The sequence below is a fragment of the Clostridium sp. BIOML-A1 genome (genome assembly GCF_009874105.1).
Taxonomy (GTDB): Bacteria; Bacillota; Clostridia; order Lachnospirales; family Lachnospiraceae; genus Coprococcus.
This window is the reverse complement of record NZ_WWTL01000005.1, coordinates 1-25,554: the sequence shown is the minus strand read 5'-3', so window position 1 is coordinate 25,554 and position 25,554 is coordinate 1. Positions and strand designations below refer to the sequence as shown.

Sequence of the window (25,554 nt, the reverse complement as noted above, 5' to 3'; positions counted from 1 at the left end):
CGTCCCGGCATCGGCTGACCGTTCGGCATCGGCATCGGACGTCCCGGCATCGGCTGACCGTTCGGCATCGGCATCGGACGTCCCGGCATCGGCTGACCATTCGGCATCGGCATCGGACGTCCCGGCATTGGCTGACCGTTTGACATCGGAGATACCGGCTGTGACATCTTAGCCTGATTCTGCATGACTCCGACACGACTTACCTTATCAGCTGCCGTTTTATTTTCTTTTACTTCCTGTTTTTTCTCTTCTTCGATGTGGATACCCATATCAAGCAACAGATTATCCACATACTTCTTCATATCACTGATGGAAAATGTTCCTCTGCGATTTGTGAATGAAATTAAACGTGCAACATAATTATCTCTATCCATCTCAAAATAAGTTGCATCACAGATAATAGCTTTTACGAAATCCCGGACTTCATTCAGATCTGTTATCTCTTTATCAACTGCAGCGACGATAAAGGAAACCTCCAATGTCTCAGGCTTGACAAATATATACTGAATATCCTTAGCCACATAGCTCAGGGATATCATATTCATTCCAAATGTTTCAAGCGCAGACAATACATTATACAACAATGTAAGCATCTGTTTCTTATTGATCTCTTTTTTCAGAAACTCTGTCATCTGCATCCGTTCACCGATCTGATATACAAATGTTCTCTGTCCTTCTTTTTCCTCAAGTGTATATGGAATGATCTGTGGAAATCTTCCGGACATACCCATATCCACTTTTGTATCAACAACATCTGCAGCATCTAGCAGATACTTGCATGTATATGCCTCGCCGGTTCTTGTAAGTATTACTTTGTTTTTCTTCATAACCCTTTTCTCCATTCTATCTTGTTATACACCAAAAGCAGGTATTGCTACCTGCTCGTGTTCACCCCTCCCCGAGGTGATAAATTTATTAACTTAATTTGAAAATAAAATCTTCTCCGCCGATCGTGATCATAGCATCATTCTTCAGTTTTACTTCCTGGCCTTCCTCAAGCTTCACACCATCTACTAATGTAGCATTGGTTGCTTTGTTGTCTTTCAGGTAGCAGCCATCATCTCTCTGATAAATGATCGCATGGACTCTGCTGATCGCACCATTTCCATCGATTCGGAAATCAACACCACGATTTGCTTTACCAAGCTTGAATACCGCTTTGTTAACCATCACACGTTCTTTCGTGTTTACTCTAATGATATACGGCATCGCCTTTGGTATGCCCGGTGCAGGCTTCTTCTCTTCCTCAGGTGTCTGATCCTTTATAACACTCATTCCACCTGTAAGTTCTACTGTGGTTCCGGTTGATGAACTCTCCTCCTCCGGCTTCTCCGTAGGCACAACCGGTGTCGTGAGTGTCTCAGGTTCTTTTGCATCTGCTTCATCTACATCACCTGCGCCTCTGATCTGCTCTGTCGGATTATCAACTGCTTCATCTATTTCCGTCTCATCTACTGCCTTCTGTATGATCTTAGCACGATTGATTCTAATATTCTTTATTACCGGTGGATTCTCGATCAGATTATCAAGATCCTGTGTATCGATCAGAACCGGTTTTTCTTCCTTCTTCTTTTCTTCTGCCATAATCTCAGTTACACCCTCTGCTGTATGGGCAACTTCCTTTATGTCAAATGCCTGTTCTGACTCCTCAGCTTCGGATGCCAGCATCTCTGTCATACCTTCTGCTTCTCTGTCATCCTCAGGAGTCTCTATCTTGATCTCTGTTGCTGCTTTGATCTCACCCGCAGCTTCTTCCGCAACTTCCGTCTCCTCTGCAATTTCTTCCGATTCATCGTCTTCAATCTCTGTATCTTCGTCTAAAGTAAGCTCCTCAAGATTGCTCTCATCAAAGACATCCATATTTACCGAACTTCCGATACTGTCAGTATTCTCATTCAGATCCAGATCCTTGAATATCGTATTCTCCTCAGCAGGTTCTTCATCGTACATCTCAAGTCCGTCATCATCGTCGTCAAACAGAATATCCTTGAACTCAGGAAGATCATCCAGTGATGTATCTGACTGTGGAACTTCAACTGACTGTGATACTTCCACACCTGAATCACCGACATCCATAAATTCTTCTTCCACCTGCATACCTGCAGATTCCATTAACTCTGTCAATTGCCCGACAAATCCCCTGATCGTGAACTTCTCTACATTCAGCATATTTATAAGCTTAGCAACATAATTACAATCTTCATCGTCCGCATATGTTGCATTCAGAATCAGGCCTTTTACAAAAGCCTTAAATTCCGCATTTGCTGCCACATCCGATCCTACCGGAATACAGATCATCTTTACATCAAACGTTACAGGATTTACATATGTAAAATCCTTATTCAGAATAACATATGAAACAGGGATTCCCAGATCACGCATATTCATAATTCCTGATGCAACCCCTCTGATTATACCCAGCATCATCTCTGCATGTACCGTGCCTGAAAGGAGTGCTCCAACTGTTGTTCTGTCCGTTATATTGTATGTAAGATAATCATTCTCATCATCTTCTTCATAAATGATATCAATGAGTTCTGCAATTTTATTATCATCAAGGTAATCAAGCAACTCTTCATCCAGATCTGTCTCATCATCCAAAACATAAGACAAATACTTTTCAGAGCCTATATTTCTTACTTTGAAATTCACTTTTCTCATCAAACAATCCTCCTATCACACGTTCTGCTGTGCATATAAGGTAACAAATTATCCCATTGTTCATGCATACTCTATAAGTATATATAATTTCACCATATATCGCAAGTCTTTTTAAAAAGAAATCGGCAATCTGCCCAATACATTACTGCGTATTAATATGTTCATCATATGTGGATGAGAAGATATGGCTTCCATCTCCGGCATCACTGGTATGATAATACAGATAATCGTTCTCATCCGGATATAATACAGCCTCTATCGATGCCTGACCCGGATTGCAGATCGGCCCTACCGGAAGTCCGGTATTTTTATAAGTGTTGTATGGTGATTCAATCTCCAGATCATCATAAGTAACCTCTGACTTATCATACATTCCGTCTGTCAGAGGGTACAAAACCGTCGGACACATCTGAAGCATCATATCGATCTTTAAACGATTATAGATAACACCTGCAATGATCGGTCTCTCACTGTCAATCTTTGCTTCACGTTCCACGATTGATGCCATGATCAGGATCTGATAATCTGTATATCCAAGATCTGCTGCCTTGGCACTGTATTCTGAGGTATAAACGCTCCGGAATTTTTCCAGCATCGTATCAATCAGACTTGCCGCAGTCGTATCTTCATAAATATCATAGGTTGCCGGAAACAGATATCCCTGAAGGTCGTACTTTGCACCATCTGTATTCATGTCTCCGGTACTGAACGGGATCTGATGATTTCCGTTCTTTACTTCATTCAGGAATTCCTCCGAGCTGCAAATATCCTGCTCCTCACATTTTGCTGCGATCTGTTCGATACTGTATCCTTCCGGTATCGTCAGTGTATCAACAACTTCCTTGACAGGTTCTACATAACAAAGTTCTTCTATCATCTCGAGTGTACTCATTCCGGTGTTCAGTGTAAATGTACCGGGCTGGATCCGTCCTCTGTATTCTGATTCTTTCACTCGTAATACAAATGCATATTCATACTTGATCAGTCCGGCGTCATGCAGGATCGCTGCCACCTTCTTTGACGATGCTCCTTCCGGAATCTCGATCGTTACATCTGTTCCCGATGCGCTCTCCGTCCCCTTGTACTCATCCATAAATCCATCATAGACATTTTTAATCTTTAATCCGCCTATCACAACAAGGGCAATAACGACGACCAATACAATAATTACCTTAATACCTTTTCCGTTCTTCACTCTGCGTTTCTCCTTTTTCTGTCTGTAACTTTTTATTCCCCAATAAAAAATATACCCCAACCCAAAACAATGCATCCAACATTGACTTTGTAAAGCCTGTAATGATATGATAGCCTCATCATAAATGAAAGGATGCGATTTATTTTGGCAAATCCAATAGTAACAATTACAATGGAAAACGGTGATGTTATAAAGGCTGAGCTGTACCCGGACATTGCTCCTAATACAGTTAATAACTTTATCTCACTCGTAAAAAAAGGCTTTTACAATGGTTTGAACTTTCACCGTATCATCAATGGTTTCATGATTCAGGGCGGATGCCCGGAAGGAACCGGAATGGGCGGACCAAACTATAGCATTAAAGGTGAATTCTCACAGAATGGCTTCAAGAACGACCTGAAGCACACTGAAGGTGTTCTCTCCATGGCTCGTTCCATGCGACCGGATTCTGCAGGTTCCCAGTTTTTTATCATGCACAAGGCCGCTCCTCATTTAGACGGTGCATACGCTGCATTTGGCAAAGTAATCGAAGGAATGGATGTTGTAAATAAGATTGCAACAACCCGGACAACTTACGGTGATCGTCCTGTAAAAGAACAGAAAATGGCTTCCGTAACTGTTGACACATTTGGTATTGATTACCCGGAACCTGAAAAAGCCTGACTAAAATTCAGTATAAACTAAAACAGCCATTTTGGAAACAAATATTTCTCCAAAATGACTGTTTTTTTGCTTTTTTCTGTAACCCGGCACAACGATTCTCAACCGGCTCAGATGAACTTATTTTTCGTTCAGATCCACATTCCAGAAGCCGTCTAATGTAGCAAAATAATCATCCGGTGTCTCTGCCCTGCGGATCAGTTTGGTACTGCCGTCTTCACAGAGGAGAACCTCTGCGGATTTCAGCTTGCCGTTATAGTTATATCCCATTGCAAAGCCATGTGCACCTGTATCATGAATTACCAGAACATCTCCCATATCGATCTTTGGAAGCATACGATCAATCGCAAATTTATCATTATTCTCACACAGCGAACCTGTTACATCGTATTTGTGGTCGCATGGTTCATTCTCTTTACCAAGAACTGTAATATGGTGATATGCACCATACATAGCAGGCCGCATCAGATTAACTGCACATGCATCTACACCGATATATTCCTTATGTGTATGTTTCTCATGAATCGCTGTTGTGATCAAATGGCCATAAGGAGCCAGCATGAATCGTCCAAGCTCTGTGTAAAGGGCTACATCACCCATTCCTGCAGGAACCAGGATCTCCTCGTATACCTTTCTTACGCCTTCGCCGATCGCAAGTATATCATTCGGCTCTTTATCCGGTGTATACGGAACACCTACGCCGCCTGACAGATTGATAAAGTCAAGCTTTACGCCTGTCTTTTCCTTAATCTCAACCGCTACCTCAAATAAGGTTCTTGCAAGAACCGGATAGTAGTCATTCGTCACTGTATTGCTTGCAAGAAATGCATGCATTCCAAATCTCTTTACACCTTTGCCCTTCAGGATACGATACGCCTCAATGATCTGATCCTTGGTCATACCATACTTGGCATCTCCGGGGTTGTCCATGATTGTTGTGGAAATAGAGAAGGTTCCACCCGGATTATATCTGCAGCAGATCTTCTCAGGAATTCCTGCTGTCTTTTCAAGGAAGTCAATATGTGTGAAATCATCCAGATTGATCGTTGCACCAAGCTTCTTAGCAAGAACAAATTCTTCTGCCGGCGTATCATTGGATGAAAACATGATCTCGTCTCCGGTAAATCCCAGTTTATCTGACATCATAAGCTCTGTCAGTGATGAGCAGTCCGTACCGCATCCCTCTTCCTTTAAGATACGAAGAATAGTAGGATTTGGAGTCGCCTTTACCGCAAAGAACTCCTTAAATCCCTTATTCCATGAAAATGCCTGATATAACTTTCTTGCATTTTCTCTGATTCCTTTTTCGTCATAAAGATGAAATGGTGTTGGGTATTTCTTAATCATCTCATCAACCTGTGCTTTTGTTACAAATGGTGTCTTCATGATTATCTTACCTTCCTGTTGTATTTTGTGATTCCGACTATATATTTAAGCACACACATCTGAGTTTGTAAAGAACACATATCAGATTCTGCTTTCTCTATCTGTATAATGCCACGATCTGTGATCTCTTTATGCATTATTCTCGGCTGCAACAAGGTTATCGCTCTTATGCTTCTTACGAAGGAGCGGCTTCTCGATCTTACCGGTTGCATTTCTCGGTACATCCTCAAAAATAATCCTTCTTGGTCTCTTATATCTTGGAAGTTCCTTACAAAATTCATTGATTTCATCTTCGGTACATTCCACGCCATCCTTTGTCTCAATAATTGCCGCTGTAATCTCACCGAGTCTCGGATCCGCAAGTCCGATAACAGCTACATCCTTGATCTTCGGATATTTACTTAAGAAATTCTCAATCTGTACCGGGTAGATATTCTCACCACCGCTGATGATGACATCCTTCTTACGGTCAACCAGATAGATAAATCCATCTGCGTCCTGTTCCGCCATATCTCCGGTATACAGCCATCCGTCTTTTAATGTCTCAGCCGTTGCTTCCGGATTCTTATAATAACAGGTCATAACACCGGGACCTTTTAATATCAGTTCTCCGACATCTCCCTGCTTCACATCTTTACCATCTTCATCTACAATGCGCACCTGCCATCCATATCCCGGAACGCCGATCGCACCGACTTTATCGATATTCTCAACACCCAGATGTACCGCGCCCGGTCCGATAGACTCTGACAGACCATAGTTCGTATCATACTGATGATGTGGGAAGTATTCTTTCCAACGTTTGATCAGGCTCTGTGGAACCGGCTGTGCTCCGATATGCATCAGTCTCCACTGATCCAGCTTATAATCCGATAATTTTACTTCACCTGATTCTAATGCCAGCAACAGATCCTGTGCCCATGGTACTAACAGCCATACAATGGTACACTGTTCATCTGATACGGTCTGAAGAATAGTCTTTGCATTAACGCCCTTTAACAGAACTGCTTTTCCGCCTGTGATCAGGCTTCCGAACCAATGCATCTTTGCCCCTGTATGATATAAAGGCGGAATACATAAGAATACATCATCCTTTGTCTGTCCATGGTGCTTCTGTTCCACCGTAGCTGCATGCATCAGGCTCTCATGGTTATGTAAGATTGCTTTCGGGAAACCCGTAGTTCCTGATGAAAAATAAATTGCCGCATCGTCGCTGTCCTTGATATCTCTTTTCTCAAAGGTACTGGAACAGTTTGCCGTAAGCTTATCATAGTCCTCTGCAAATGTCGGACAGTTACCACCGGCGTATAACAAAATACGCTTCTCTGCAATCTCATCTACAACTGTTTCTACTCGTCCGATAAATTCCGGACCGAATACCAGAACATCCACATCTGCAAGCTCTACACAGTATTTGATCTCCTCTGCATCATAACGGAAATTAAGCGGTACTGCCAAAGCTCCTGTCTTTAATGCTCCAAAATAGATCGGAAGCCATTCCAGACAGTTCATCATCAGTATACCGATCTTATCTCCTTTCCGGATTCCTCTGGAGACCAGAAGATTTGCAAAACGATTTGCTTTCTCGTTAAATACATTCCATGTGATCTCTCTTCTATACTGACAGGTTGGATTCGCCTCGATCAGCTCATATTCTCTCCATGTCACTCTCCTTGTCTCTGTGACATCAGGATTAATCTCAACCAGTGCTACGTCATCCCCGAATTCTCTGGCATTTCTTTCCAGATAATCTATAATCGGCATTTCCATATTCCTCCATACATTGTAACTTTTTCGCTCAAACGCTTTAACGCGTTAAACATCCATACCCTTTAGTATACTCAATCTCCCTTGAATACACAAGCAGTTTTTTCTATATCTCAGGATTCATAGCCGCTTTTATAAAATCGATGTAATGATTCATGATGATATTTCCACAGAAAAGTGCAATCGCAAGCCCCACGCTTAAGAACGGGCCAAATGCAAAATGGTCGTTTTTACCATGACTTCTGCGAACCAGACAGATCACACCATAGATTCCGCCAAGGATCAAACCGATAAAGAAACCGACCACTGTTGCTTTCCAGCCAAGTAAGAAGCCGGCAGCGAACATCAGCTTGATATCTCCGCCGCCAAAGCCTTCCGGAATAAACAGAACGATCAGATATAAAGGAAGGCTGATACAGATCATTCCGATCAGTCTGGATACGATCGTAACCTCATCCATTGCAAGAAACTCAGATCCCGGAACTGCATCCGACACGAACTGAAGGATCAGAGATACCACGCCCATCACAAAGATAATGACATTCAGCATAAATGGGATCTCCATGGTATCCATATCTATAAAGGTCACTACGGTAAGAACTGCCAGAAACAGAAAATAAATAATCCCCTGTAATCCCATACCGAAAAATCCGGTAAATAAAACCGCTGCCACACCGCCAAATATAACAATCCCTGCATTTCTGAATTTTCCCGGTTCGTGCAGCCGCTCTAACTGCTGCTTCTCCGGTATCCGGTAGATCACCTTTGTCAACAGATAGAAAATCGCCATACCTGCAATAAAAAATCCGAGGCAGGCTGCCACCCTGCCAACTGTTCCTGATATCTCCAACCACGCCATATGTTTATACCCCTTTCACCTTTCATCTGTTTATAACTGCCTGCAAATCATCATTTCTATCTCTCATGAATAATTCCGGCATGAGCTTTACAACTGTTTATTTCTATCGCATAACCACATTATATACTTCACGCTTTGGAACGCCACGGTCTGCTGCCGCCTGTTTGATCGCGTCCTTTTTCGTCATGCCCTGTTCCTCATACATAGCGACATGTTCCTCTATCGTCATCGAAAGGAACTCCTGCTGTCTCTCTGCTTTTGCCGCAGCCACATCCATTCCCTCGATCACCATTACATATTCGCCCCTCGGTTCATGCTCTTCATAATAATTGATTGCCTCTGACAACACGAACTGCTCGATTGTTTCATGCCGTTTCGTAAGTTCCCGGCAAAGTGTAATCTTCCGGTCGCCAAGTGTATCAAATAATTCCGTAAGTGTCTTCTGTAATCGGTGTGGTGCTTCATAGATCACCATCGTTCTGGTCTCATCCTTTAACTCTGCAAGAACCTCTGCCTTTTCTTTCTTATCCTGTGGCAGAAATGCTTCAAATGCAAACCGTCTGGTCGGCAGTCCCGATGAGATCAGTGCCGTGATACAGGCGCATGCCCCCGGTACTGCTGTTACCGTCACTCCTGCCGCAAGTGCCTGCCGTACCAGTTCCTCACCCGGATCTGAGATACCCGGTGTTCCGGCATCCGTTATAACTGCAATATTTGTTCCTGTAAGAAGCTTGTCCACCAGAACCTTTGCTTTATCATATTTATTAAATTCATGGTAACTGGTCATCGGTGTTTTTATCTCAAAATGATTTAACAGCTTGATACTGTTTCTCGTATCCTCTGCTGCGATCAGATCCACCTCTGACAGTGTGCGTACCGCCCGGAATGTCATATCTTCGAGATTCCCGATCGGCGTAGCGACCAGATATAATATACCTGCCATGTAGATTCTCCTGTTCTGTCTGTTTTATTTCTTTGCTTCCCCTTCATATGTATCGAGAAGCTGCTCCGTGTAAACACCCGGTTCTTTGTAGACGATCAGCGGCGGCTCGATCTTGATTCTGGAATTACCGCCCTTTACGCCCTCTACGATCACCATATTCGGTTCTTTATCAATATATGGATGAATAAGCTGCATCCGTTTCGGTTCCAGTCCATTTGCCAGCAGCCCTTCAAAAATCTCTGCCAGCCGGAACGGCTTATGTATCATATAGAAGCTGCCACCCGGTTTCAGCAGATATGCCGCTGCCTCTATCACATCTGAAAGCGTCACGCAGATCTCATGTCTGGCAATATTCTTCGGCTCGTCAGGATTTGTCAGTCCATGATTCCCGCTGATATACGGCGGATTCGATGTAACGATATCAAAAGAGGCCTTCCTGTAATTACAGGAGACCTCTCTGATATCTCCATGATCGATTCGAACCTTCTGTTCCAGATCATTTAATCTGACACTCTTTCCTGCCATCTCTGCACAGGCATCCTGAATCTCCAGACCGACAAACTGACAGGTTCCGTCAGGCGGTTCCTTTGCTGCCAGCAGGATCGGTATAACACCGGTTCCCGTTCCAAGATCCATGTACATGCCATCCCGTCTGTGCTTTACAAAATTTGCCAGCAGTACAGCATCCATGCCAAAGCAGAACATATTGGGATTCTGTATGATCTGATACCCCTTGCATTGCAGATCATCTATACGTTCATCAGGGAGAAGATCAATCATCAAATTTGGATTTTCCTCCCTTATCTTCCAGCGCCTCCAGTGCTTTATATTCCTCGTCACTGATACGCTCTGTATTTCTTCGTTTCTTCGGTTTGAACTTCAGTTCACTGACCGGATACTCCATAACCTCTTTATTATCATCCTTATCCGTAACCACGATCCTTACTTTCTGACGAAGTACGCTTACAGATAAGACTTCACCCTTATTTCCATCCACTGTCCGAACAAAATCTCCGACATTTGGAAGCTTCTCATTCAGATACTCATATGTGTCCTGTTCATGTTTCAGACAGCACATCAGTCTTCCGCATACTCCGGATATCTTTGTCGGGTTCAATGACAGATTCTGTTCCTTTGCCATCTTGATCGATACCGGAACGAACTCTGACAAATGCTCATGGCAGCACAGCTCCCTGCCACAGATACCGATACCGCCAACCATCTTCGTCTCATCACGAACACCGATCTGACGGAGCTCGATCCTTGTCTTGAATACAGATGCCAGATCCTTTACCAGTTCACGGAAATCAATTCTTCCATCTGCAATAAAGTAGAACAGTACTTTATTATTGTCAAATGTATACTCGGCCTCGATCAGCTTCATATCAAGCTTATGTTTTGCAATCTTCTCTTTACAGATAGCAAATGCCTTCTTGCTCTTTTCTTTATTATCTTCGTGTCTTTTCTTATCTTCATCAGTAGCTACTCTTATGATCGTCTTTAAAGTGGATACGATCTTACCATCGTCTATGTTCCGCTTACCCAATACAACTTTTCCGAATTCTACACCACGGGCAGTTTCTACGATAACAAATTGTCCACACTCAACATCATGGTCTCCCGGTGAAAAGAAATAAATCTTACCATTCGGTCTGAACCGAACTCCAATGATCTCTTTCATTATTTATTCTCCTTTATAGTCAGAAGCATAAGTTCCATAGCCACATCAAAGTTAACATTTGCTTCCAGACGGATCTTCGCCTTATCCATTGCCTTTAAGACATCCTCAATTCCCTCATAGGAGATGTGGGATGACTGCTTGCGGATATCCGTATAATATTCCTTGAACATCAGCCGTCCGGCATTTCCGGTGATCTTTAACATCAGGATATCGCGATACCACATCATCATCAGATCAATATAATCACCGATCTTTAACTTGTGATGGTTCATATTCTTGATCGCAAACATAATATCGTCGACTGTCATATCCGGAATCTTGCGAAGAACACCTGTTACATCCTCTATGATTTCCTTGTATTCGTCACTGGTCGCAAGTCGGATCGCCTTACCCAGATTACCCTGTGCAAAGTCCATACAGAAATCCGCTTTTTCCTTTGGAAGCTTCAGCTCATTCATCAGATAGTCCAGTACATCCCGCTCTCTGACAGGCTTAATATTCAGTACGATACATCTGGAAATGATCGTCGGAAGAATCTTGTCAATATTGCTGGTCAACAGGAAAATGATCGCATACTCCGGTGGCTCCTCAATCGTCTTAAGCAGAGCATTCTGTGCATTTGCATTTAAAAGCTGTGCATCGTCGATCACATAGATCTTATACCGGCTGCTATACGGTTTGATCGTTATATCCTTATTTACCTGATCACGGATTTCCTCTACAGAGATCACATTTGGTTTGTCATGTGTGACCCATGTAACATCCGGCTGATTATCCGTATCCATCTGCTTGCATGATTTGCACCTGCAGCATGGCTCCGTTCCGCCTTCTTCACACTCCAGAGTCTTGATTATGGCACGCGTCAGAGTCTTTTTACCACTGCCTTCTTCTCCATTTATAATATAGCCCTGGGATACCTTTCCCATCTCTATACTTCTCTTAAAATGCTGGATTATATCTTCATGTCCGATAATTTCAGAAAATTCTATCATGCTCTTCTCCTTGCTTATGCTATGGTCTTGCCAGCCATTTTTCTACATACGAAATTATTATATCATGTATTGCTTCTTTTGGCAAAGCCGCATCAACTTTTACGATACGGTCAGGATTCATCTCAGCAAGGCATCTGTAACCCTCGACAACCTTCTTATGGAACTCCAGACTTTCCTGCTCCATACGATCAAGCTCTGCCTGGTTTTTCTTTCTGGCAATGCCGGCTTCCGCATCCAGATCCATTAAAAATGTCATATCCGGCAGGATACCCTGTAAGGCAAATTCATTCACCTTATAAACAGTATCAATTCCGAGCCCACGTCCAATTCCCTGATATACAGCTGACGAATCTACGAAACGATCAGCGATAACTGCCTTGCCTGCAGATAATGCCGGCTTGATATTCTCTTTTACAAGCTGTGCTCTCGCTGCCGCATATAATAACAACTCTGTCATATATCCCATCTCTGTAAAATCTTTATTCAAAATGACTTCACGGATCGCTTCGCTAACCGCATTTCCGCCCGGATCTCTGGTAATGAGTACGTCATATCCTTTTTTATTCAGATAGTCCTTTAACAGCTCGATCTGTGTTGTCTTGCCGGCTCCGTCCGGTCCTTCCATCGTTATAAATATTCCCTGCATATGTTCCATACTCCTTTATCTGTTTTATCATATCGCCAATCCGGATCCAATTACCGAACCCTTTTGGCAGTCCCAAATGTTATTGTACTATAACATTTTTATAACCTGTATATATATACCATCCGGTGGACATTCCACTCCGATCATGTTAAGCCCGGTTTCCACCATATGTATGATATCCCGGATCACCTGCGCGTCAATCCTCTCACCAGGTACGATAACCGAAGTTCCCGGTGGATACGCATACACATAATCAGCCGCTGTGCATCCTTCTGCCTCTGTCAGCTTCTTTCTGCTACTGTCAAATGTCCACGCCCTGCCCGGCGTCATAATCTGCTCCGGCAGATGAAACCTTGTATTAAACAAAACGGCATCCTCCGTCTCCGGTAGTGTCAAATCTGTATCATATTCCCGGATCGCATCTCTTCCCGCTTCATCAGACGCCTCTTCCAGTTCTGAATCTATCTGTTTTAAGACCTCATACAGACGATCAAACGCTTTTCTCTTATCCGCAAATGATGTCATAACGATCACATGCTGTGCTCCTGCCATCTCAACCACCTGATGAAAGTTCTCTGCCAGTACATGGGCAAGCCATGGGCCGGTCGCCTTTTCATACTTTTGGCCATCTGTATTATCCATATTCTCCGGGTATATGCCCGTCACTGTGAATACCAGCTTACATTTATCATAAGCATAACATGTCTGCTTCGGTTGTAACAGTCTGATATGCTTCAATTCCTTACATTTTTTTCTAAAATGCTTTAGCCGTTTTCGATATGCGTCAAATACTTCCGGGTGATTCACTGCATATACGACCGCTTTCTCCATACTCTGTGTGAACAGATACGATGGTGATGATGTCTGAAAAATATGCAGATAGCGTTCCACCCTCGGAATCAGATCTTTCCGATTCACATGAAGAAGTGCGGTCTGCGTCAATGCCGGAAGTGTCTTATGTGTGCTCTGGATAACCAGATCCGCTCCTGCCGCAACTGCTGACAGATTCCGCTTCGGCATAAACGGAAGATGTGCTCCATGTGCTTCATCCACAATCAATGGGATATCATACGGAACAAGCACATTCTTAATTCCGCAGATATCCGAGATCACACCCTCATAAGTCGGCGAAGTGATAACCACAGCAGAAGGCAGCTCACCTCTCTGCTTCATCTCCTGTATCTTCTGCTCGATTTGCTCCGGTGTAATATCTGCAAATATATCTGTTCCCGGCAAAAGCTCCGGCACGATGTACTCCGGTTCCAGATTCAACAGACTTACTGCATGGCAGACAGATTTGTGACAGTTTCTTCCCATCAGAATCCTTGCGTGCTCCGGTGCACATGCAAAGAGTGCTGCCAATATCCCACCGGTCGCACCATTCACCATCATATATGTCTTCTCTGTGCCGTAGAATCGTCTCATCTGCTCCAGACTGTCCTTCATGAACAGCTCCGGTTCATGAAGGTCGTCCAGTCCTTCCGCCTCCGTAAAATCCCGGCGGAATAATATCTCCCAGAAATCATCCGCAAATACATCCTGCCTTTTATGGCCCGGCATATGCCAGGGATAATAGTCTCTTTTATTGTATCTGTCCAGATATTTATTAATATATTCTTTCAAGCCAATCTCTCCTGTTCTATAAGAATAAAGACCGGAGAATCTTATCCGCAGAAATTCTCTGTCCTCTGCAAATAAAACTATCCAGTCTCCATCCTTCATCTCTAGCTGCCGATTATATTGTGGATCATCTCAAGCTGACTGCGAAGTGCTTCCACATCGATCTGGCCCGGTGCAGAAGGAATACCCGCAGTTGCAAATGAGATGCAGTTGCCATACATTTCTCCGGTTGTTCTGGTTGATACGCCAAGCTCACCCATAGAGATAACGATAAGCGGTGTCTGATTCCCATACTCCTGCAATTCCTTTGCAGCCTGCATCATGTCGACAACCTGTGAGCCATCCTCAGGCATCATTGCGATCTTCGCAATATCTGCACCTGTGTCTATCATTTCCTTGAATCTGCCCACAATCTGTTCCATCGGTATCGTCGTCTTGAAATCATGATTGGATACAACCACCTTGATACCATGATCATGCGCTGCTTCAATTACTTCTGTAACAAAAGGAATATCATAGAAATATTCAACATCGATCAGATCAACCAGTTCATTTTCAACCACTCGTAACAACATTTCTCTGTACTGATCCGGTGTAATATCATGACTTCCGCCTTCACTTCTGGTCCGGAATGTGAATACGATCGGAAACTCTGCTAACTTATCCTGAATCTTCTCAAGTATTTTTATCAATACATCCATATCCAGACAATCCTCAAAACAGTCTGCTCTGAATTCTACCAGATCCGTCTTAGATTTCTTGATCGTTCGTATCTGCATATCCACATCATACTCAGTCGGTGCTACCATAGGTACACAAATCTTTGTCATACCCTCACCGATTCTTACATTTTTTACTTCTACAACATTCATATATGTGCTCCCGGAATACCTTTATCCTACTGCTCCTGTACATTTATGATCTGGTCATTGACAAGCTCATTGGCGATGGCTGTGATATCGGCATCAACCTCCTGATCCTTTCCGTTTGCCCAGACATTTACATTTACAACTATATAATCTTTATCGTTGATCGGATAGAAATAGTAATAATCACGAACCTTTATATCATAGATATCTGAATCTATTACATAACAGTCCATTGTCTTGCCATCAGTTCCGGTCACCTGCTCCATCTTTTTATCAAGAACGCTGCCATCTTCTCCAAGATAGTCAAAATATGTCATAAAGTTCTCGCATTCCTTCTCTTTGTCGCAGTTCGGTGTCAATGTATAATATGCATTATATTTGTCATTGTAGATATCTATCTCTTCATTATCTGCATATCCTCTGTCGTAACCCGCCGGATCATTCAGGGCAACTGTATAGCCCTCACCCTTCATGACATAACCGGAATAATCTACATCATCAATGGAAGAACTGTCAATTACATATTCATCATCATTGTCACCATCATCAGTAGTTGCATCCGATGTAATAAAATCGTCAATGTCTATATCTCCGTTATCGACTGCGGAACCAAGTGCTGAACTCCATGCTGACACAATCCTCTGTGCTGCTTCCTGATTGATATTTGATTCCATATATTCATCTGTCATCTCAGTATAATCTACAACCTGCTTGGATTCGTCCGGCTTCCCGATCTCTTTTCCAAGATCACCAAACTGTACATCACCGGAAAGATCCGCATATACGGTATCGCCACCATCCGTAACCTTAAACGAATCAACTGTTGCGCCAAAGGATTTACCCTTCCGGACATCCTTCAGGCTTCCTGTCAGATCATATGCAAATACAGCCTCATCATTTGCAGTCAATGTCAGATGACTTTCAAATGCATTTGTCGATTTTGTGAAGGTTGCTGTCTGTTCCAGACCGGCAACAGCCTTATCATTTACAACAACGCTGTCTGTTAATTTATATACATAAGAGTCCTTTGTGTTCTCTTTCTTCTTACTGAATGATACAGATCCGAGTTCCTTCTCGTCCTTCTTTACGGATGCACAGAAATAAACATCATCCGCCGGGTGTTCTTCACCCATGTAATCCCATACAACAGATGCAGTTCCACCAAGAGCAGTAAACTTATAATCCATACTGATTCTTGCTAACTGATTCTTCTTAACATATATATTTACAACAAAATCTTTTGAAAACATCATTCCATAATAAGTTGGAATGTACTGAAATGCCTGTGATAATTCAGCTCTTGTAACTCCGATCTCATCTAATTGATCATCTGTAATATAATCAGATGCATAAGCATTCAGATAATTACAGAGTGCTGTCACATACGCCTTTACATCAGCAGTCGGAAGTGTAACTGTATACTGCTTACATTTTTCCTTGTCGCCGTTGTGCTTCTCGATCTCTGCGCTTCCTACTCTGTCATAGGTAACTGCTTTCTTCAAATCCTCTGTAGCAGGCTCCATATACTTCTCATACAGCGCCTTTACTTCATTCTGGGTTGCTTCGTCCATATCTGATGTATCAAGTGATTTCAGCATAACCGCAAGATCCATCTTGAACACAGAATCATACAACTCAGGAAGCTCAAAATAGAAAACCTTGTCAATTCCATAAAGATTTGCGTTTACGGTCTCGCCGGCAATAGTCAGGGAACCGTTCAAATTCAGATTATATGAATTATCCTTCTGCTTCTCAAATGCTCCGCTTATTCCGTATGTAGATCCGGATAAACCATCCATTTTATAAATACTGTTCACCTTCAGGTTCATATCAAAATCCATCTTATCTTCACTGAACTCTGATACGCCGATTACATCTTCTAACGGTGATGAATCTACCGACTCGGTAACTGTATTCTTCATTGCCTCCTTAATTGCCTCGGCAGGAGTCTTTCTTACAAAGAAATAAACTGCAGTAATAATCGCTGCAACCAACACAACACCTATAAATGTAAATAATGCGATCTTTCCACCTTTTTTCTTCTTTGGCACAGTTGCCTGATATGGTGTCTGATCACCAAATTCATTCATGTCCGTCTGTGCATATCCCATGTTCGGATCTGCATTATAACCATTCATGTTATTGTATGCACCCGTGTTCGGATCTGCATTATAGCCATTCATGTTATTGTATGCACCCGTGTTCGGATCTGCATTATAGCCATTCATGTTATTGTATGCACCCATGTTCGAATCTGCATTATAACCATATGACATATTGTTTTCCGGTGTCTGATCATTCATACCGCCGTCAGCACCATTCGGATTCTCCGGGAATCCCTGATTCATATTATTTTCGTCCATCTCATTTTCCTTTCGTTCTGATGAATATATAGCAGATCATCCATCTGCTTCGTTTTCATGTTTATTCTATATTAACTCCGACAATTCCTACATTAGTAGAAAACAGAGGATTTGTCAAAGATTTTTATCCAAACCAAGCTGACCGATCAGGCTCTTTGGAACATATGCTTCAACAAAGATTCCGTCCTCCAGATATTCTTCCGTCAGAACTTCGCCATATTTCCTTATCAATCCCGGCTTCCCCGCATCCTGATAAGCAAATGTATGCCGGATATATGTCTTCTGCTCCCGCAGAACTTCTTCAACCTGTACCAGCAGATCATCGATTCCAGCACCGGTCTTTGCCGACAAATATACCATACGATCTGCGCGAAGGTCCTTGATCATCGATATATCCTCATTCTCCGATAGTTTATCGATCTTGTTGAACACTGTAATAATCGGATGATCCTTTTCCTCATCTACATTTAACTGTCTGAGTGTCGCATAGACCGTCTCCATATTCCGATCCCAGTTCGGGTCGGACGCATCCACAACATGGAGGATTACATCACTGTACTTCGCCTCCTCAAGTGTCGACTTGAATGCCTCCACCAGATGGTGTGGCAGCTTGCGGATAAATCCTACTGTATCCGTGAACAGCACCTGCTGTCCGGCGGGAAGTACAGCATTTCTCGTTGCCGGATCAAGCGTTGCAAATAACTTATCTTCTTCCAAAACACCTGCGCCCGTCAGCTTATTTAACAGAGTTGACTTGCCGGCATTTGTATATCCTACAATACTTACAACCGGAATCCCCGTCCTGTTCCGCTGCTTTCTCTGTTCTGTCCGTCTGCCCTCTACCTGACGAAGATCCGCTTTCAGCTTCGAGATCCTGTCTCTTATCACTCGACGGTCGATCTCCAGCTTCTTCTCACCGGGACCTCTGGTTCCGATTCCTCCACCAAGTCTCGACAGGGAATCACGCATACCTACCAGTCTGGTCGCCCGGAATCTGAGCTGTGCCAGCTCTACCTGCAGCTTTCCTTCATAGCTTCCGGCATGTGCGGCAAATATATCCAGAATAACCATCGTTCTGTCCATTACTTTTATATTAAGTGCATCCTGAAGGTTCATCAACTGTGCCGGTGATAACTCGTCATCACAGACGACGCCTGTCGCATCATACATAGCGACCATGCTTCGCAGTTCTTCTACCTTACCACTGCCAAGATATAGATCACTTGTTGCACAATCCAGACTCTGGATTAGTCTTCCGACTGTAGCTGCCCCTGCGGTTTCCAGAAGTTCCTCCAGTTCATCCAGTGATTTCTCTGTATCCTCTACCGATACTCCACCGGAGGCTACTGCAAATACGATCACTCGTTCTTCTGCTTCCATCTGCACTTCATAACCGCTTTTTTTATCATTTTCTGATCGAATATCCAACTTCTAACCTCTCTTCTTTTTCAGCTTTCTGCTGTCCTTCTCTATTCCTCTAAAGCAATCGTTATCTTCCACACGGTTGATCGGTTATCTGCGGTATCTTTCGCATAACAGGATACTTCATATGTTCCCGGTGTCTCCTGTACACCTGTCAGGTCTATCACAAGAACCGGATTCTCTGTTGTCCGGTCATCGTCTACCCCGGCTTCCTCCGTCTGTGGGATCACATCGTATGAGATGATCTTCTTATCACCATCAAAGGCTGTAACATTTCGCGCGATCAAAGCTGCCAGTTCATCTGCATCCCCATGACAACCTCTCAGGTGCAGTTCATCCGGTGCTTCCGTAATAACAGGAGGTTCCGTGTCCTTGACCGTAATATAGATATCCCGTAATATTTTCTTTCCATTATCATAAAAGTAATAAGATAATTTATATTCACCCGGTGTCTGGTTGTCTACTGTTCCTTCTACCATGAGCCGATCCGTTACATTCTCCATATCTGATGAAAATGCAAGAACACCTGTCTTACTGTCAAACGGCTCTCCCACTTCAATGCTATGGCTTACCGCTCCATATATCGCCGCCGTTCCGGCAAACGGATTGCCCGGCGTCGTATCTGTCGGATCCCAGCCAGTATCATCTGTCTCAGTAAAAACATATGGCTGCTGTGGTCTGCCAAGCGGTCCCGGATAATCACTGTCGAATAAGTATACCTGTGTTCCCGGCATACAATTCTCATAGATCCATTTCACATCCGCCACACACATACGGATACATCCAAGCGATGCCCCTTCTCCGAGCTTATTATATTCCCATGTCTCAAGTTTATCGCTTCCCTTTTCTGTATAAGGAACGGAATGGAAATAAATTCCCTCATGAATCTGGTAAGCATACTGTCCGTATACATTTCCTTGCAGAATCGCCCATTCCAACCGCTTCTCTGTTGTTGTAAATAAGCCTGCCGGTGTCGTATCATCCAGGGATACCGAACATCGAAATGCCTTAACCGGAACTGTATAAAAACCATCCGAATCCAGACTGTATACTGTAACAATATTCTCTTTACGATTAATCTTTATGGCATATGGCATTCCATTGTCTTTCAGATCTATGCCATTATAGTCCTGTCCGGCAGAAACAGCATCTACCTTCTTTAATTCTGCCGGCTGAGCAAGTTCCAGATGATCTTTTGTATTTTCTTTCTCATTTTTTGTCACACCTTCTATATCGGTATCTGCATCCGTCGGCGTTGCTTCTTTATATATGGAAATCTTCTTTTTATTTGTCTCCCCGGATCTGGATACCGCCTGCACCCCTACCAAGACCAATATTGCTATATAAACAGCAAAAAACAAAAATGCCTTTATAAAGGATAAACCTTTCAATCTCTGCCGACTACTTTCTTCTTTATTAGATATCTTTTCATCTTTCTGATTATCTTTTTTCATTCGTATCCAATCCTTCTAACTTTTTATTCTAACATACATTATTTCCGATAAAACCTAAACTTATCTTACATATCATACTGCATAATCCATGATATATCTATCCATTTTCATGCAGCAATTTTCATTTTCTTCCACAATCTGTCATTTTCACCAAATCTGATTGTAAATTTTCTGTACCTTTTTTTATGTTTACTTCTCTTTACACTTTCCCAAAAATGTATATAATTCAATAGTACGAAAGGAGAAAGCAGCGTCTGATGGCGTTCTGCAAGTTATATAATATGAAAGATTTAACCGAAGGAAAACCAATAAAAGTAATATGGCTCTATGCCCTTCCAATGATTCTCGGACAGATTGCACAGCAGTTCTATAGCTTCTGTGATTCTGCCATTGTCGGAAACTGTATCAATCCCGATGCGCTTGCAGCCGTTGGAGCAACCAATGTCATCTCGAATACACTGATCGGATTTCTGAACAGCGCCACGCTCGGCTTATCGATCCCGATCGCCCGGTATTTCGGTGCTCAGGATCAGAAAAACATGCGAAAATGTATCGGTGTCTCAGCAATTCTCACCTTTGTTACTTCCATCGTTCTTACGATCGTTGGACTTCTGTTTATATATGACCTCCTTGTGCTTCTTGGTACACCTGAGGAAATTATACATATGGCTGACAAGTACGTCAAATACATTTTAGCAGGACTTATCTTTTCAGCAATTTATAATTTTGGTGCAAATCTGCTACGTGCTGTCGGTGACAGCAAGACCCCATTGATCTTCCTTGGCATCGCAGTTGTGCTGAACATCGGACTGGATCTGTTATTTATCCAGGGCTTCCATTCAGGTGTTGCCGGAGCAGCTATCGCTACAGTTATCTCGCAGGCAGTTGCCGGTGTTGCATGTTTTATATACATCTTCACAAAATGTGACTTTCTGATCCCTAAAAAAGATGAATACAGAGTTGACCATACAGATTTTAGCGATCTGGTACAATCCGCTCTCGCCATGGGATTCATGAGCTGTATCGTAAATATAGGTACTGTTACCTTACAGAGTTCTATCAATAAGCTAGGTACAAATATCATTACTGCACATACCGCAGCAAGAAAGATCTTCGATATCCTCGATGTAGCTCTCTATATTATCGGAAACGCAGTTACAACCTTTGTCAGTCAGAACATCGGTGCCAAAAGGATCGACCGTGTAAAATCCGGTATCCGTGCCGGCATCCTTATAAATACGATCGCAACCACACTTATTATTCTGGTCGGTTTCCCAACCGCTCCGCTTCTGCTCCGTCTGGTTGCCGGAACAAGCGACGCAGCTGTAATCGATCCAGCTGTTATGTATATCCGAATCAGCATGTGCTGTTTCTATGTACTCGGACCATTGTTCGTACTTCGCTGTGCTATGCAGGGTATGGGAAGAAAGATTGTTCCCGTGCTTTCCAGTACGATCGAAATGGTCGGAAAGATCCTTGCTGTTATGTTCTTGGCACCTGCCCTCGGATATCTGGGCGTAGCGATCACCGAACCTATCATCTGGGCTGCCTGCACGCTGATGCTTACCATTATGTATGTCGCAAAGCCTGTTGATAAGATATTCGCATAACATCACCATATATAAAAGCCTATCTGTAATAACGGCTTACTGTGATCAGTTATGACATTCATGTAGTTTCTATTCGATACACCCGCTTATTTGTCAGCAGTCGCCCCAACTCACCCTTACGGGTTCAAACAAGGGCTTGATGCTGACAGCTAGAGTGTATCTCATTACGAAACTACATGAATGTCATTACTGATCACAGCAGCCATCATCACAGACAGGCTTGTCTTATTTATATATATGATAATCTTATCGAAAGACGCCGGGCTGTCAATTATGACAGTCCGGCGTCTTATTTTTGCTTGCTATCAGATATTATTTCTGATTCTTACGTTTCTTATAGACAACAGTTCCTGCTCCCGCAAGTGATACTGACATCATAATAAGAAGGAAAGCTATCGGTGAATCATCACCTGTCTTTGGCTTATCTACTGTCTCCTCTGTCGTCGTTTCTGTTGTTGTCTCTGTAGTTGTTACTTCTGTAGTCTTCTCCGATGTAGCCTCAGTTGTATTTTCTGTGGTTGTTGTCTCAGAAGTATCTTCAGTGGTTGTCTCCGTAGTTGTCGTCTCAGAAGTATCTTCAGTGGTTGTCTCCGTAGTTGTCGTCTCAGAAGTATCTTCGGTGGTTGTCTCTGTAGTTGTGGTCTCATCGTAGGTATCCACAAATGTTACATCTACTGTCTCATCTATCTCTACCTGAACATCTACTGTCTTACCATCCTTCTGAAGTCCTGTACCAATCGCATACTTGATGCTCTTGGTCTCATATCCATCGATATCATACTTGGTTTCTTCTACTGTATATTTGCCAGCAGGTTTTTCAAGTTCCAATGTATACTGCTTTGTAGTCACATCATACTTGAAATCATTCAATGAATATGTCTCGACATTTCCGGCTTCATCTGTAATCTTGAACTCGATCGCGCTAGCTGCTGTAGTCTTATCTACAGAACCAACAACCATCTTTGTAAGTACAAGTTTGCCCTTAGTTCCAACTCTTGTATTTGTAATCGTTATCTCGCCTGTTACAGGATCTGTCGTTACGCTGTCTGTATATTCAGCCGGTACATTTAATTCCTTGACGCTATATGAGATTAACTGTCCGGCATCATCATACTTTGGAAGATTTGTCCATGTATGCGTCCATGAATTATTCTCATCCAACCGAGCTGCTACACCAGAAACGGCTGTTCCTGCATAAAGCTGTACGCTTACAAATGGTGCACGTTTATTGGCTTTATTGTTATTATCGTTCCATATCTTCTTAACTGTTACAGAGGTAAGTTCTCTAGCGTAATCGTTTATGAACTCGACATCGATCGTTGTTCCATCTGCTACAGTTGCTGTTGCTGTATCGCCATTATCTTCGGTTCCGCTTCCTACCTTGTGGCTGGTTGTCAATGTATAACCTGTGATTCCTGCTACAGTTTCGACTACTGTGTAGTCACCTACTGCAAGGCCATCAATCTGTACACTGCCGCCTGCTGTTAACAGTTCTGCTCCGGTTACGGTCTTGTTGTAGCTGTCTGGGCCTGTGATCTTAAAGCTGATATCTGATGCTACATCTGTGAGTGTCTTGTCTCCACTTACTGTCTTCGTCAGCTTCAGGCTACCGACCTGCTTCTTATAGTTGTTTGTAAATGCTACTTCTGCTGTTCCGCCATTTGGTACGGCTGCCGTTGCTGTTGCTCCGGCTTCTGTACTTCCACCATCTACTTTGTAAGTAGTAGTGACTGTATAGCCGTTTGGTCCGGTAGTCGTCTCTTTCACCGTATAAGTTCCTTTTGCAAGATTATCGATCGTGTAACTACCGCTTGTATCAAGTTGTGTTCCTGATACTGTCTCACTGTAGCCATTTGGTCCGGCGATCTCAAAGCTAATAGTTGCTTTTACATCTGCAAAGCTTCTATCTCCTGTTACTGTCTTTGTCAGCTTCAGGCTTCCCGGATTCTCTGCATAATTGTTTATAAACTCTACGTTACTGGTTACTCCATCTGTTACAGCTGCCGTTGCTGTCTTTCCGTCAACTTTGCTTCCGCTTCCTACCTTGTGGCTGGTTGTTAATGTATAACCTGTGATTCCTGCTACAGTTTCGACTACTGTGTAATCACCTACTGCAAGGCCATCAATCTGTACACTGCCGCCTGCTGTTAACAGTTCTGCTCCGGTTACGGTCTTGCTGTAGCTGTCTGGGCCTGTGATCTTAAAGCTGATATCCGCTGCTACATCCGCAAGCGTCTTGTCTCCACTTACTGTCTTTGTCAGCTTCAGGCTGCCGACCTGCTTCTTGTAGTTGTTTGTAAATGCTACTTCTGCTGTTCCGCCGTTTGGTACGGCTGCCGTTGCTGTTGCTCCGGCTTCTGTACTTCCACCATCTACTTTGTAAGTAGTAGTGACTGTATAACCTGTTGATCCGGTCACAGTCTCTTTCACCGTATAAGTTCCTTTTGCAAGATTATTAATCGTATAACTTCCGCTTGCATCCAGTTCTGTTCCGGCTATCGTCTTGCTATATCCGTTTGATCCGGCGATCTTAAAGCTGATATCCGCTGCTACATCCGCAAGCGTCTTGTCTCCACTTACTGTCTTTGTCAGCTTCAGGCTGCCGACCTGCTTCTTGTAGTTGTTTGTAAATGCTACTTCTGCTGTTCCGCCGTTTGGTACGGCTGCTGTTGCTGTCTTGCCATCAACTTTGCTTCCGCTTCCTACCTTGTGGCTGGTTGTCAATGTATAACCTGTGATTCCTGCTACAGTTTCGACTACTGTGTAGTCACCTACTGCAAGGCCATCAATCTGTACACTGCCGCCTGCTGTTAACAGTTCTGCTCCGGTTACGGTCTTACTGTAGCTGTCTGGGCCTGTGATCTCAAAGCTGATATCTGATGCTACATCTGTGAGTGTCTTATCTCCACTTACTGTCTTTGTCAGTTTCAGGCTGCCGACCTGCTTCTTGTAATTGTTTACAAACTCTATGTTGCTGGTTGCTCCATCTGTTACAGCTGCCGTTGCTGTCTTTCCGTCAACTTTGCTTCCGCTTCCTACCTTGTGGCTGGTTGTCAATGTATAACCTGTGATTCCTGCTACAGTTTCGACTACTGTGTAGTCACCTACTGCAAGGCCATCAATCTGTACACTGCCGCCTGCTGTTAACAGTTCTGCTCCGGTTACGGTCTTGCTGTAGCTGTCTGGGCCTGTGATCTTAAAGCTGATATCCGCTGCTACATCCGCAAGCGTCTTGTCTCCACTTACTGTCTTTGTCAGCTTCAGGCTGCCGACCTGCTTCTTGTAGTTGTTTGTAAATACTACTTCTGCTGTTCCGCCATTTGGTACGGCTGCTGTTGCTGTCTTGCCATCAACTTTACTTCCACTTCCTACCTTGTGGCTGGTTGTCAATGTATAACCTGTGATTCCTGCTACAGTTTCGACTAC

The 25,554-nt window shown here is 43.3% G+C and carries 19 protein-coding genes; 2 read left to right on the top strand and 17 right to left on the bottom strand.

Annotation, left to right across the window (positions count from 1 at the left end; translation table 11 throughout):
- The 3 genes from GT641_RS05360 to mltG all read right to left on the bottom strand — a co-directional run.
- The coding region (locus tag GT641_RS05360; RefSeq protein WP_243143698.1) for a DUF6382 domain-containing protein at positions 1 to 827 on the bottom strand (827 nt) is incomplete at its 3' end.
- An 88-nt stretch (positions 828 to 915) separates the two neighbouring features.
- On the bottom strand, positions 916 to 2,661 hold the full coding sequence (locus tag GT641_RS05355) for an FHA domain-containing protein (RefSeq protein WP_161117004.1): 1,746 nt from the start codon (positions 2,659 to 2,661) through the stop codon (positions 916 to 918).
- Positions 2,662 to 2,803: 142 nt separating this feature from the next.
- Positions 2,804 to 3,856: an endolytic transglycosylase MltG gene (gene mltG / locus GT641_RS05350; protein WP_044945499.1), complete on the bottom strand. Its 1,053-nt coding sequence runs from the start codon at positions 3,854 to 3,856 to the stop codon at positions 2,804 to 2,806.
- Between the two features lie 144 nt (positions 3,857 to 4,000).
- Here mltG and GT641_RS05345 point away from each other — a divergent pair, with 144 nt between their 5' ends.
- A complete protein-coding gene (locus tag GT641_RS05345) occupies positions 4,001 to 4,519 on the top strand; it encodes a peptidylprolyl isomerase (protein ID WP_021944557.1) in 519 nt (172 codons plus the stop codon).
- Positions 4,520 to 4,636: 117 nt separating this feature from the next.
- On the opposite strand, the gene GT641_RS05340 is transcribed toward GT641_RS05345, so the two are convergent.
- The 13 genes from GT641_RS05340 to GT641_RS05280 all read right to left on the bottom strand — a co-directional run bounded on the left by GT641_RS05340 (position 4,637) and on the right by GT641_RS05280 (position 20,518).
- Positions 4,637 to 5,902, bottom strand: coding sequence for a diaminopimelate decarboxylase (locus tag GT641_RS05340; protein WP_179960555.1), 1,266 nt, complete (start codon positions 5,900 to 5,902; stop codon positions 4,637 to 4,639).
- 129 nt (positions 5,903 to 6,031) lie between these two features.
- Entirely contained in the window at positions 6,032 to 7,666 is a 1,635-nt protein-coding gene (locus tag GT641_RS05335; protein ID WP_161117002.1) for a class I adenylate-forming enzyme family protein, read from the bottom strand.
- A gap of 109 nt (positions 7,667 to 7,775) precedes the next feature.
- A complete protein-coding gene (locus tag GT641_RS05330; RefSeq protein WP_119963643.1) occupies positions 7,776 to 8,528 on the bottom strand; it encodes an A24 family peptidase in 753 nt (250 codons plus the stop codon).
- 103 nt (positions 8,529 to 8,631) lie between these two features.
- Entirely contained in the window at positions 8,632 to 9,471 is an 840-nt protein-coding gene (gene rsmI, locus GT641_RS05325; RefSeq protein ID WP_161117001.1) for a 16S rRNA (cytidine(1402)-2'-O)-methyltransferase, read from the bottom strand.
- A gap of 24 nt (positions 9,472 to 9,495) precedes the next feature.
- A complete protein-coding gene (locus GT641_RS05320) occupies positions 9,496 to 10,251 on the bottom strand; it encodes a tRNA1(Val) (adenine(37)-N6)-methyltransferase (protein WP_008401653.1) in 756 nt (251 codons plus the stop codon).
- The gene (locus tag GT641_RS05315; protein WP_161117000.1) at positions 10,244 to 11,152 is read right to left on the bottom strand and encodes a stage 0 sporulation family protein; all 909 of its coding nucleotides are present in this window, start codon (positions 11,150 to 11,152) and stop codon (positions 10,244 to 10,246) included. The genes GT641_RS05320 and GT641_RS05315 overlap by 8 nt, the downstream gene beginning before the upstream one ends.
- The gene (locus GT641_RS05310; RefSeq protein ID WP_161116999.1) at positions 11,152 to 12,144 is read right to left on the bottom strand and encodes a DNA polymerase III subunit delta; all 993 of its coding nucleotides are present in this window, start codon (positions 12,142 to 12,144) and stop codon (positions 11,152 to 11,154) included. The genes GT641_RS05315 and GT641_RS05310 overlap by 1 nt, the downstream gene beginning before the upstream one ends.
- A gap of 19 nt (positions 12,145 to 12,163) precedes the next feature.
- Complete coding sequence (gene tmk / locus GT641_RS05305) at positions 12,164 to 12,790, bottom strand: dTMP kinase (protein ID WP_044945510.1); 627 nt, start codon at positions 12,788 to 12,790, stop codon at positions 12,164 to 12,166.
- 87 nt (positions 12,791 to 12,877) lie between these two features.
- Positions 12,878 to 14,413, bottom strand: coding sequence for an aminotransferase class I/II-fold pyridoxal phosphate-dependent enzyme (locus GT641_RS05300; RefSeq protein WP_161116998.1), 1,536 nt, complete (start codon positions 14,411 to 14,413; stop codon positions 12,878 to 12,880).
- A 101-nt stretch (positions 14,414 to 14,514) separates the two neighbouring features.
- Positions 14,515 to 15,282, bottom strand: coding sequence for a type I 3-dehydroquinate dehydratase (aroD, locus tag GT641_RS05295; protein ID WP_161116997.1), 768 nt, complete (start codon positions 15,280 to 15,282; stop codon positions 14,515 to 14,517).
- Between the two features lie 26 nt (positions 15,283 to 15,308).
- Positions 15,309 to 17,642: a hypothetical protein gene (locus tag GT641_RS05290; RefSeq protein ID WP_161116996.1), complete on the bottom strand. Its 2,334-nt coding sequence runs from the start codon at positions 17,640 to 17,642 to the stop codon at positions 15,309 to 15,311.
- Positions 17,643 to 17,756: 114 nt separating this feature from the next.
- The gene (hflX, locus tag GT641_RS05285) at positions 17,757 to 19,022 is read right to left on the bottom strand and encodes a GTPase HflX (protein ID WP_161117075.1); all 1,266 of its coding nucleotides are present in this window, start codon (positions 19,020 to 19,022) and stop codon (positions 17,757 to 17,759) included.
- 89 nt (positions 19,023 to 19,111) lie between these two features.
- Positions 19,112 to 20,518: a L,D-transpeptidase family protein gene (locus GT641_RS05280; protein ID WP_161116995.1), complete on the bottom strand. Its 1,407-nt coding sequence runs from the start codon at positions 20,516 to 20,518 to the stop codon at positions 19,112 to 19,114.
- Positions 20,519 to 20,799: 281 nt separating this feature from the next.
- Here GT641_RS05280 and GT641_RS05275 point away from each other — a divergent pair, with 281 nt between their 5' ends.
- Entirely contained in the window at positions 20,800 to 22,128 is a 1,329-nt protein-coding gene (locus GT641_RS05275; protein WP_161116994.1) for an MATE family efflux transporter, read from the top strand.
- A gap of 312 nt (positions 22,129 to 22,440) precedes the next feature.
- On the opposite strand, the gene GT641_RS05270 is transcribed toward GT641_RS05275, so the two are convergent.
- A partial coding sequence (locus GT641_RS05270) for a DUF5979 domain-containing protein (RefSeq protein ID WP_161116993.1) occupies positions 22,441 to 25,554 on the bottom strand: 3,114 nt, incomplete at its 5' end.